Below are 10,804 nucleotides of genomic sequence, written 5' to 3' on the forward strand. Positions count from 1 at the left end.
GCGCTATGCCGAATGTGCGTGTGCCTGCGAAGCGAAAAATCGACCAATTGATGTCGATAGTCACTCCTTCTTGAACAAATCCTGGAAGATAAGCTGGCCCCAAGTACGGCCGCGTGCGTGCACCAGCGCGCCACCCTCGTTGAGCTTTCCCAGCTTGACGGGTGCGAACCCGAGTTGTTTGGCCAAGGCCGCCACGGGAGCGATCGCGTCCTCGTCGTCGCTCGACAGAAAGACGACCCGGTGGCCGCCCTCGACGATCGGATCGGCAGCCAGGGTGGCCGCAATCAGGTGATTGAACCCTTTCACGAACTTGGCGCCGGTGAACGCCTTCGCGACGAAAGCGGAGGACGGGAGACCGTCCAGCTCTTCAGGGACCGGAAAGAGGTTCATCGCGTCGATGACCGTCTTGCCTTCCCAGCTCGGCAGGGCTTTCGCAACCTCGCGGTGCTCCCCGAACGGGACCGCCAGGATGATCGTGTCGGCCTCGAGTGCATCCCGCAACGACTTGGTGACGATCGTGGGTCCAATCGCCCGAGCCTGCGGCGCCAACGCCTCGGGCGGACGGCGGCTCGCGACGGTCACGTCGATGTTTTTACGGGCAAAGGCGTGGGCGAGGGCCTGGCCTATCTTACCGAATCCTACAATTGCGTAGCTCATAATCTTCTCCGATTTGTGTTGGTATTGATTCCCCGGCCTTCAACGGCGCTGGGTTAGCGCGTCAGAGTTGCGCAAGACCGCCGTCAACGGCGACCTCGCTGGCAGTCATGAAGCTGCTGTCCGACGACGCGAGAAAGGCCGCCGCCGCCCCGATCTCCGCCGGATCGGCCATGCGCTGGAGCGGAGTCATCGAGGCGAAGACCTTCTGGCCCTCCTCGCCCAGCGCTTCCTTCGCTAGCTCGGTCGCAGTGGCCCCGGGCGACAGCACGTTTACCCGGATGCCGGTGCCCTTTAGGTCCTCCGCCCAGGTCCGCGCGAGGTTGCGCACTGCCGCCTTGCTCGCGCTGTAGGCGCTCATCCCCGGGGCGCCAGTGGTGCCAGCGCTCGATCCGGTCAGGATTATCGAACCGCCCTCGCTCATCAGCGGCAGCGCCTTCTGGATCGTGAAGATCGTACCCTTCACATTGGTGTCGAAGGTTTCGTCAATGTGCTCGGCGGTGATCTCGCCGAGCCGAAGCTGGCTTCCCGCCCCGGCATTGGCAAAGACGATGTCGAGGGTTCCACGCTCGGCCTTCACCGCAGCGTAAAGTCGGTCGAGGTCGGTCAGATCGGAGACCGAGCCCTTCACCGCGCGGGCATTGGGCCCGAGGTCGGCCACAGCGGCGTCGAGCGCTTCCTGCCGGCGGCCGAAGATGAAAACGAAGGCGCCCTCCTCGATGAAGCGCTTTGCTGCGGCGCGGCCGATGCCGGTAGCGCCGCCGGTGATGACTGCAACCTTCCCTTCAAGCTTTCCCATGACTTATCCTTCCAGGCCTTCGCCTTTGGTTGTGCGGGGACACCCCCGAGAACCTCGAAATAGGTCCGCCGGCATCAGGTGTTGAGTGCGGAAGCGCGCACATCGGTGGTGCAAAATCGATCCGGCGGGACGCCAGCCGCGACGATCGATGTCCGCCGTTCGGAATTGGGCCGCGCTCGTCGACATAAGCTATGATTGACCGCCCGTACTGCTGTTCGATGTGTTAGATACGGGCTTTGGAAGGCGCACCGTGCGGTGCCGGATTGCACCATGATCGACTGGGATGACGTTCGCTATTTTCTTGCCGTCGCGCGCGGAGGCTCGGTGCGGGCCGCCGCCGAGCGCGTCGGGGTGAATCACTCGACCGTGCTGCGGCGCATCGCCCAGCTCGAGGAACGCCTCGGGGCGCACATGTTCGAAAAGCTGCCTTCGGGCTACCGCCTGACGGCTGCGGGCGAGGAGGTCCTCGAACTCGCGAACCAGATGGAAGCGTCGTCGCACCAGCTGGAGACGCGCGTCTTCGGGCGCGACCAGAGCGTGCGCGGGCTTCTGCGGGTGACGCTGGCACCGCCCCTCGCGACACACCTGCTCATGCCGGATTTCGCCGATTTCGCGCGTCTGCATCCGGACATCGAGATGGAAATCTTGTCGTCCGGCGAGCTGGCAAATCTGACCAACCGGGAGGCCGACGTCGCGATCCGCGTCGTCTACGACCGCAAAACCCTGCCGCTCAATCTTCACGGCCTGAAGGGACCGGAGCTGTTCGGCGGCGTCTACATGTCTCGCGATCGACTAGCCGCGTGGCGTGCGGGCGCGCCTGATCCCATCCGGTGGATCGTCATAAGCATTCATGGCATCCCGGATTGGGCCAGCGAGGGTGAGGTTCGTACCACGGGGGTTCCGTTCAGGACCACGGACGGCGAGGCGCAGATCGTTGCAGTACGGCAAGGGCTCGGGATGACGACACTGCCGTGCTTCGTCGGAGATGCCGACCCCCTACTGGTGAGGGTGCCGGGCACCGACCTGCACATGTACGGAACGCTCTGGCTTCTCACACAGGGGGAGACACGCAAGACGAAGCGAGTGCGGCTCTTCACCGAGTTCGTATCCCGCACGCTCGCCGCGTACGCGCCGCTTCTCGCGGGACGGTCCTTATCGCGTGACTGACGCGCGGCAGGTAGCCGATGGCGCTGTCTCGAGCGTACCGCAGCCCGATGTAAATCTCGCGACGGTCTTTTTGGGAACTGCCGGTACGGCTCGGTCGGCGACCGTCAGAAAGAAATCGACCGATTAATACCGATAGTCGCTGAAACCGAGCAATCGTGGACCGTCGAAATTGGTGTTTGAAATCAAGAGCGCAAATTTCTGACGGATCGGCAAGACGTTCTTCGTCGTGAAAGCAGCGCTGTGACCGGCAGGTGTCACAGCTTCCCTATTCCGTTGTGCTAGCTTTTTTTCTGCGCCGATTGGTATGCGACTGCGCGACGGCCATTTTCAACTCGGGTGTGAGCTCCAACGGCGCATTCTCTGCCCCATGTGGGTTCTGTAGCCCCTGGACCTGGACGGTCGGAAATGGGAGTTCGATGCCCTGCTCCTTGAAGACCTGGCGGAGGCGTACATAGAACTTGCGTTTCATACCGAAGGCGCCTCCCGGTCTGGTTGTGGCCTTGACCCTCAATATGATGCCGTATTCGCCGAACTCCTGTACGCCCTGCATCTTGATCGGGTCGAGCACCCAGTGTTTGAACTCTGGATCTTCCGCAAGTTCGAGGCCGATCCGCTTGATCAGCTTGCGAGCGAAGTCGATATCGGTGTCATAACCAACGGTGATGTTGAACTTGTCGATAACCCAGTCACGGCTCTGGTTTTGGACTGCCCCGAGTTCACCGAAAGGTATCGTGAACAGCGGACCACGATGGTGACGCAGCTTCACCGAGCGCAGCGAGAAGCTTTCCACAGTACCCTTGTAATTGCCCGATGAAATGTATTCGCCAACACGAAACGCATCATCGAGCAGAAAAAACACACCTGAAATGACGTCCTTGACGATGGTTTGTGCGCCAAAGCCCACGGCGACGCCGACGACGCCGGCGCCGGCGATCAATGGGCCGATCTGGATACCCAGCGAGGCGAGCATCATAAGCACCGCCATCACGATGATCGACGCGAGCAGAATGTTCTGGAGGATCGGCAAGAGCGTGTGCAGCCGCGCCTGTTGCGGATCGAGGACCGGAACGTCCTCGTCGCTGATCACAGGGTGCGGTGTTTCGATGCCCAGCTTTCGTTCAATCAAAGCTTTGATGATCGACCAGCCGAAGTCGGCGGCGAGGGCAATCACCACGACATTGATCAAGCCGCGCAATATGAACGTCGTCGTCGTATCGCTGTCCCGCATGGATTGCATGTCCAGACCCCAGACACGTGCGAGAAGGTAAGCCGCCGCCAGGATGAAAATCATTCGGATTCCGCGATCGATGACAGCGATCGTCACCGCCGGGATCGTGGGCCGGCCGACATCTTCCGAACCTGGCCGAAGAACGAAATTAACCCCGCGCTGCGTCACCACGATTGCCAAAGGCAGGAAGAACGCGGCGAAGGTGAACCAGAAGTATGTATAAAGGCCGGCGATACGCTGCAGGAACAGGACGACGAAATAAGCAGTCAATAGCCATGTCGCTTCCGTGTGACCGATGTGGCGCGCACCGTCTCGCTGCGTTCTTGGCCGACGCCAAATGGCAAGCAGCAGGAGCAACAGCAGCACGAAATCGGCGCCCAGTGACAGGACCATCATTCCGTCCTGATCGATGCCGAGACCTGGCAAGAGGATAAACGCGGCGCCGAAGAAGGCGAAGACGCCGACGATCCGGGGCAGCCAAAAGGACCAATGGTCAGCCGCTTCGTTGGTGATCGGCAAAGCACGAACCTCGACGGCGTTCTCGACGTTCATGAAGGAAGGGACGAGCATGGCCATCACGTACATGCGCACACCCCATGTAACGACTGCCGCCATCAGAAATGTCAGTACAATCTCGCGGATAAGCATCGGCCAGTCGAACAACATGAATGCGCCGGCGCTGCCCAGTGCGAAAGAGACTATCAGCATGCTGGAATAAAGCAGGCGGCCACCAATCTTCTTGGCTCGCCCAACGGGCGTATCCTTGGGTTGCGCGATAATCCAGAGACGAAATGGGCGGGTGAGCTTGTACGTTGCCCAAGTGAGCGCCAGGCCGGCAGCGATGAACATTGCAATCAGCACAAATACGCCGGCAGGCCCCTTGCTGGACATATCCTCCATTGTCTCTGCCCGAACGCGCGCGAACTGGCTTGGCAGCAAGGGCAAAGTTCGCACGATTCGTTCGATATGATGCCTGATCCCATCGAGCGTCGAGGATGCCATCGTATTCATCGGGCCTGGTGCGGCCACGGCGCCGGACGATGCGTCGGTCGGCGAAGCCCCTGGCTCGGCAGGCGCTCCCGTTGACCCGGCGTCCTGATTTCGCTGTTCGGCCACCCAGGCCTTCACTGACGGATCGTCGAGAAGCTCGAACAGCTGTTTGACCCTTTCAGGCGGGACCGTCGCCGGCGCCTGCGCCTGACCAGCCAACAAAAGGGCGATCCCAAAGACGAGCGGCCTGGCAATCAAGGCAAGCATCGCAGTCAGGTCTCCGAGACGCCGTGCCGGGCGCGCCAGATTCCTGGCCCCCAATCGTCGAGTGATGCGTGGCATCGTGCTGTAACCTTCCGGTCAAATCGGCAAGCAACGACATCTATGTCGGTTGTTGCCCTACCTTGAAGAAACCGATGTTGCGGTGCAAGACGTCATCGTTCCGAGCCGGACCTTGCGCCGGGTACTTGGCGGTGTTTATTTAGCCGCGGGGGCAGGGCATTCCGACCTCGGCCCAGGTCTCCGGCCGTTCTATGAACTGGGCATCGACGTTAAACCTCAGGAACTGATTTCCTGAGCTGACCAGGACAGACCTTTGGCGGTCGCTCGGTGGTCAACTGCTTCGCGCACCGCTGCGGACATTGGAAACCATGATGTTGCTTGAGATGCAATGCGCTTCCGAGTCGGCCCTGCCATGCGGCAAATCAGGCCGGGAGCCGCCACATTCGCACACGACCTGTACCACGCAATTCCGTTTCCTCGAGTGGGTCGCAAGCAAAATTTGGTCCAAGCAGTTGATGAGTTGCATCCGAAATACGGATTTCATCGGGCTCCGCGGACGTTTGGATACGTGCGGCGAGATTAACGGTGTCGCCCCATAGGTCATAGGCAAACCGCCTTTTGCCTATGACGCCCGCCACGATTGGTCCCGAGTGAATTCCAATTCTGAGTCTTATCGGTTCTCCTGCGAAGCGTTCGCGCTTGACCTCGTTGCGCAGTTCAAGTGCATAGTGCGCAAGGGCTTCCGCATGATCGGATCGCGCGGCGGGCAGGCCAGCGACCACCATTACACAATCGCCGATTGTCTTGATCTTTTCGCAGCCGTATTGCTCCGAGAGCAGATCCGCCGCCTTGAAGAAGTAATTTAAAATAGCGAGCGTCGTTACGGCTCCGACGCTCCGCGCTCTTTCCGTAAAACCGACGATGTCGGCAAAAAGCACACTCACGTCAGCATGGTTGTCTGCAATTTGTTCGTCCGCTTTTAAGCGCTCCGCGATCGACGCCGGAAGAATGTTGAGGAGTAGGGCTTCGGCGCGTTGGTATTCACGCGACAATCCCTCTTGGCTGGCCCTCAACGCCTCGTTCATCGATTGTAATTTCTCGTTGAGTTGACGCTCCCTCTCTTGCAGAAGCGTCATTTCATAAGCCTTCTGTTGAAGCCGCTGCCTATTGTCGCGTTCGGCAGCGGCGTCAAGAAAGAGCAGCCACACGCAGGCATTGTCAGCAAAAAGATGGAGGTCCGCGACACGCCCGCCGGGCAGTTCGACCATGGCCATATCAAATGGAAGCTCGGGGCAGGGCAACAAACCTTCCATGAATTCAAGCTGCTCGGCAACAGGCTTACCTATGCGAACTGACGAGAGTCCGTAATGTTTAACGTTACCGCCCTTCGCAGCTACGCAATGCTGGGCGTCGATTTTTAGATATGCGACCGAGCGCTCGTTGTAGAAGAAATCGTAAATCCAGCTTCTAACTTCTCTTGGCAAGACATGCATGGTTTATTTGCTGACCATCGAAGCAAGTTGACGAAATGCATCATCAACATGTTCACCCGAAAGCGCGCTTGTTAGATAGATTTGCCATCCAAGTTGCCTCAGTTCGTTAATTTCACTATCCGATATTTCCCACCGGTCGGCCAGATCGGATTTGTTGAACAGCAATACAAACGGCATAGCGCCGAATTCAGCCTCGGCCCGCTCGCGCAACGTGAGCGCCACGGCAAGAGTAGCAGCGCGTGTTCCATCGACGACAAGCACGAGCCCGCTCGCACCTCGCACATAGCTGACGCGGAATGAGCCGATATCGTCTTCGCCGGCCAAATCCCACAAAATCAGATCCACGGTTTTGTCCGGGAATGCGACACTCTTCTTGTCGATTTTCACTCCCACCGTGGTCAAGTAGGTTTCTGAAAAAATGCTTTGCACAAACCTGCGAACCAGACTCGTCTTTCCGACAGCGAACCCGCCCAACATGCAGATCTTCTTTTGCAATATCCTGGGCTCCGCCCTAGTGGAAGTTTACCGTAACCGAAACTCTGCGGTTCGCGGAGCTCCCGGTTCGGCTATTTTCAGTCTCCGCTGGCTCAAAGGTGCCCGCGCCGCGAACCAAGAGCAATTCCGGATCGACGCCGCGCTTCTTGAGAAGCGCACGAACTGTTTCCGCGCGCGCCGCGCTGATCGACAACTTGGCCGTTTCACGGCCCGTCTCGTCCGAATGGCCGGTCAACATGAACTGTGCTGTTAGCCCTGCCTTGCGGGCGTCCGTGGCCAATTCCTTCAATTGATTCGCCAATTTGTCGAGAACCGGCAGTTGCTCTGGCCCCGGTACAGCCTTGCCAGAATCGAAGAAAATGTTGACCGTTTGAATAGCCTCCCTCAAATGAGTCAGTTCCGGAGGGGTCAACTCACGCAGCTCGGAGAGTTCTAGAGAGAGTCCGTCCGCGGACAGCTGTTGGGCGGCGACCCGCGCCCGATCTATCCAGGCGGCAGGAGCCTCACCTTGGGCAACGATGCGATCCTTGATGATCGAAAGCCGTACTGAATCCGGCGGAGTCAGCGACGCCATCAGCCGCTTCACCACGAACTTCGGATGAAGGCTTTGATAGAATTGCCACTGCGAATGAACGCGGGCAGGATCGACCCCTGTTCCGGACAGCAGAACCTGCGGGTCGGCGGCCTGCGGGTCTCTCAGGCCGGAAATATAGAAATGTCCGCCCCTCGCCGTTTGCTGGGCGACGATGATTCCCGCTTGGGCCTCCAGTCGTGACACATAAGTCTGCCAGTGCTCCGCCGCGCGTGCTTCTGGGCTCACATCACGAACCTTGGAGATGTCGAATTTCGGTCCGCCTGCCGAAAGCTGTCGGGCCGCTGCGCGCGCCCGATCTATCCAGGTGTCGGGAGCCTCACCCTCGGCAATGATGCGATCCTCGACGATCGAAAGCCGAACCGATTTCGGCGGGGTGAGCGACGCTGTCAGCCGCTTCAGCACGAACTCCGGCTCAAGGCTCTGATAGAATTGCCACTGCGAATGAACGCGGGCGGGATCGACCTGCGTACCGGCCAACAGCGACTGCGGGTCGGCGGCAAGCGGGTCTCTCAGGCCGGCAATATAGAATTGGCCATCGCGCACCTTTTGTTCGGCAACGATAATACCCGGCTGGGCCTCCAGTCGCGACACATAAGTCTGCCAGCGCTCCGCCGCGCGTGCTTCGGGGCTCACATCACGAACCCTGGAGATATCGAATTCCGGTCCGCCTGCCGAAAGTTGCTGGGCTGCTGCGCGCGCCCGATCTATCCAGGTGTCGGGAGCCTCCCCCTCGGCAACGATGCGATCATTGACGATCGAAAGTCGTACTGAATCCGGCGGAACCAGCGACGCCGTCAGCCGCTTCAACACGAACTCCGGCTCAAGACTCTGATATAATTGCCAGTGTGAATGAACGCGGGCGGGATCGACCTGCGTTCCGGCCAACAGCGACTGCGGGTCGGCGGCAAGAGGGTCTCTCAGGCCGGTAATATAGAATTGGCCATCGCGCACCTTTTGGTCGGCAACGATGATGCCCGGCTGGATCCCCAGTCGCGACACATACGCCTGCCAGCGCTGCCCGGATTGCCAGGAAAGAAAGAACCAACCGCCTGCGGGAATCAAAACCAGCAGGACTGCAGCCAGGACCAGCCACGGAAATCCCTGGTTTGATTCCTCCTGCTTCAGATCAACGCAGGTCTGCAATTGCGTCTCGACGCCGGCCAACTGCGAACTGTCGCCGTCAAACTGCTCCAGGGCCTGTGAGCATTCATCATGGATGCGAAGCAATACATCGCGAATTATTTCATGTAATTCCTCCGGCGGATTTCCCCGGATCACCGCAACCAAGGTCGCAAACGGCCCAACTTCCGACCAGAGACGAAGCTCCCCGAAACGGATAGTGTCCAGGCCACTCTGTTCTTTCTCGTTAAATGAGTCTTTTACAAAATCCTGAATTGCACTAAGCATCGAGGAAATCAGTTGAGGATCTTCGCTGGTTGCGTTTTCGGCAGTTACATGCTTGATCAAAAGCCCGGAATTGCGGTGAATGAGAAAGACATGTTCTACACGATAGACAAGAGAATGCCTAAGAACAACTTCTGAGAAGCTTGCCCCCGTTCTCCAAGCTTCAAATCTCCACTTGAGCCCATGCCAAGTAAATATATGTCTTAAGGTTTCATTCAGCGACTGAAAGGTTTGGTCGATCTTTTCGCCGATCGACTTGCGAATAGCCGGCAGAAACACCGGGTATAATATATCCGTCAGCGTGCGCGGGCTTTTCTGGATGGACCGTTGCACAGCCCTCTCGACAACTGGCGCAAGGGCCTCGCCGAGTTGCGCATGAGACGCCCGTGCGGCTGCACCGGGGAGGACGCCCCCCACTGCCGCCGCAAGCTGCTCAGGTTCGTCGAGCAGGTGGGTAACTCGTGAAAGCTCCGAAATTTCGCGGCCGACCAGCAACTGGCGAAGCGTTTCCATGCGAGGATCGGCGGTTGGGATTCCGTCGAGACGCGCACGATAGTCCGGATCAACGTTCCGGGCAATTTCGATCAACAGGCGGGCCAGAGCCTCGCGATCAATCTCTGTATCGTTCGAAGCCGCTCTTTTAGGGAGGCTGATTGGGTCGACAGTCGACGTCAAGTTCCCATCAACTCACTTTCCAGGTACGCTCCGAGTTGTTCTTGCTGCCGACCGGATCCTGATTTAGACATTTTGCAACCTCGACAAACAGGCCAGCCAAAAGATTTCGGTCGGTCTTGACATTGCCGAGATCGGAAAACATTTTCTCCATCAGCATCTGAATGCTTTCATTCTTTTGCTTGATTTCCTCACGCAGCAAATGATCGTTTCGATTTATCCGGTCCGCAACTTCCCGCTCAAGCTCGCTCAACTGATCCGACAACGCGCGCACCTGCTTTTCGAGCGCCTGATTTTGCTCGCGAAGATTCCGATCAATCTCCTTATCGGCGTCGGCTCGCGCGTCTTTTTCGTTCCGCAATTGCGCCGCAAGCGAGTCGACCTGCTTCTTTGCATTTGACTCGTACATTTCAAGATTGCGCTTGGCCTCGGATTCGACATCCTTGAAGCGCTGCAAGACCCGTTCTTCAAGCTTGGAGAAGCGGCGGTCATAGTCCTGCATCTGGTTGCCGAACAGCAGATCACGTATCTTGTCGACACCTACGGCGTCGCCGGGAGGCCCGCTCTCGCGAGCCTGGCCCGCCATGAAGTTCAGCCCGCTTCCGTCTGCATTACTTGTCAGATTTGCGTCCGCTTTATTTGCCGAAGAAGCGGTACTCGAAGATTCCTTGGCCATCCCATGCCCCTTCTTTTGACATTGCCACAGCGCTAATTTAGAAACTGATAAACATGTCAGCAAAATAGCCGACCCGCAAGCCGGAATTTTCTCGGCTCAAGTCGGTTCGTGCGTCCCCATTCGGATAGATTTCGACATGCGGCTCGATCCGGATCAGCTTGCGCTCGTGTCTTCGCCCGCGATCATCTTTTTGCAGACGAAATGCGCGAAAGGAAATGCCCCGGCGCATCGACCTCAGCTCCAAGCCGTCGGGCATGCACGCTTGCTATTCAGCCTGTCTTCAAGTCTTTTGCCTGTCTCTAATCGCCCCGATCTTGACAGGGCAGTGCTGCCATCCGATGCCGTCATC

General features: G+C 58.5%; 9 protein-coding genes. 1 reads left to right on the forward strand and 8 read right to left on the reverse strand.

Translation table 11 applies throughout. From position 1 onward, the window contains the following. Nucleotides 1-60: 60 nt before the first annotated feature. A complete protein-coding gene (locus NKH83_RS11335; RefSeq protein WP_352804228.1) occupies nucleotides 61-657 on the reverse strand; it encodes an NADPH-dependent F420 reductase in 597 nt (198 codons plus the stop codon). Nucleotides 658-718: 61 nt separating this feature from the next. After that, the gene (locus NKH83_RS11340) at nucleotides 719-1,453 is read right to left on the reverse strand and encodes an SDR family NAD(P)-dependent oxidoreductase (protein WP_352473458.1); all 735 of its coding nucleotides are present in this window, start codon (nucleotides 1,451-1,453) and stop codon (nucleotides 719-721) included. Nucleotides 1,454-1,723: 270 nt separating this feature from the next. Between NKH83_RS11340 and NKH83_RS11345 the strand changes: the two genes are divergently transcribed. Further along, complete coding sequence (locus tag NKH83_RS11345; RefSeq protein ID WP_352801144.1) at nucleotides 1,724-2,620, forward strand: LysR family transcriptional regulator; 897 nt, start codon at nucleotides 1,724-1,726, stop codon at nucleotides 2,618-2,620. 265 nt (nucleotides 2,621-2,885) lie between these two features. On the opposite strand, the gene NKH83_RS11350 is transcribed toward NKH83_RS11345, so the two are convergent. The 6 genes from NKH83_RS11350 to NKH83_RS11375 form a co-directional block, all read right to left on the reverse strand. After that, nucleotides 2,886-5,180 (reverse strand): mechanosensitive ion channel family protein, encoded by a 2,295-nt coding sequence (locus NKH83_RS11350; protein ID WP_352804232.1) that lies wholly within the window; start codon nucleotides 5,178-5,180, stop codon nucleotides 2,886-2,888. A gap of 362 nt (nucleotides 5,181-5,542) precedes the next feature. Next, nucleotides 5,543-6,613: an adenylate/guanylate cyclase domain-containing protein gene (locus NKH83_RS11355; protein WP_352804235.1), complete on the reverse strand. Its 1,071-nt coding sequence runs from the start codon at nucleotides 6,611-6,613 to the stop codon at nucleotides 5,543-5,545. A gap of 3 nt (nucleotides 6,614-6,616) precedes the next feature. Beyond that, complete coding sequence (locus NKH83_RS11360; protein WP_352804238.1) at nucleotides 6,617-7,108, reverse strand: Rab family GTPase; 492 nt, start codon at nucleotides 7,106-7,108, stop codon at nucleotides 6,617-6,619. Nucleotides 7,109-7,124: 16 nt separating this feature from the next. Continuing rightward, entirely contained in the window at nucleotides 7,125-9,782 is a 2,658-nt protein-coding gene (locus NKH83_RS11365) for an OmpA family protein (RefSeq protein ID WP_352804241.1), read from the reverse strand. Nucleotides 9,783-9,789: 7 nt separating this feature from the next. Continuing rightward, the gene (locus NKH83_RS11370) at nucleotides 9,790-10,455 is read right to left on the reverse strand and encodes a DUF3450 domain-containing protein (protein WP_352506856.1); all 666 of its coding nucleotides are present in this window, start codon (nucleotides 10,453-10,455) and stop codon (nucleotides 9,790-9,792) included. Between the two features lie 37 nt (nucleotides 10,456-10,492). Beyond that, entirely contained in the window at nucleotides 10,493-10,711 is a 219-nt protein-coding gene (locus tag NKH83_RS11375) for a hypothetical protein (RefSeq protein ID WP_352804244.1), read from the reverse strand. Nucleotides 10,712-10,804: the final 93 nt, after the last annotated feature.

Source organism: Mesorhizobium sp. M0909 (genome assembly GCF_040319515.1).
Lineage (GTDB): Bacteria > Pseudomonadota > Alphaproteobacteria > Rhizobiales > Rhizobiaceae > Mesorhizobium.

What these genes read in the sequence shown, in the direction of transcription:
- NKH83_RS11355 (WP_352804235.1), bottom strand. Translation starts at nt 6,613, where the DNA reads ATGCATGTCTTGCCAAGAGAAGTTAGAAGCTGGATTTACGATTTCTTC.
- NKH83_RS11370 (WP_352506856.1), bottom strand. Translation starts at nt 10,455, where the DNA reads ATGGCCAAGGAATCTTCGAGTACCGCTTCTTCGGCAAATAAAGCGGAC.
- NKH83_RS11345 (WP_352801144.1), top strand. Translation starts at nt 1,724, where the DNA reads ATGATCGACTGGGATGACGTTCGCTATTTTCTTGCCGTCGCGCGCGGA.
- NKH83_RS11335 (WP_352804228.1), bottom strand. Translation starts at nt 657, where the DNA reads ATGAGCTACGCAATTGTAGGATTCGGTAAGATAGGCCAGGCCCTCGCC.
- NKH83_RS11375 (WP_352804244.1), bottom strand. Translation starts at nt 10,711, where the DNA reads ATGCCCGACGGCTTGGAGCTGAGGTCGATGCGCCGGGGCATTTCCTTT.
- NKH83_RS11350 (WP_352804232.1), bottom strand. Translation starts at nt 5,180, where the DNA reads ATGCCACGCATCACTCGACGATTGGGGGCCAGGAATCTGGCGCGCCCG.
- NKH83_RS11340 (WP_352473458.1), bottom strand. Translation starts at nt 1,453, where the DNA reads ATGGGAAAGCTTGAAGGGAAGGTTGCAGTCATCACCGGCGGCGCTACC.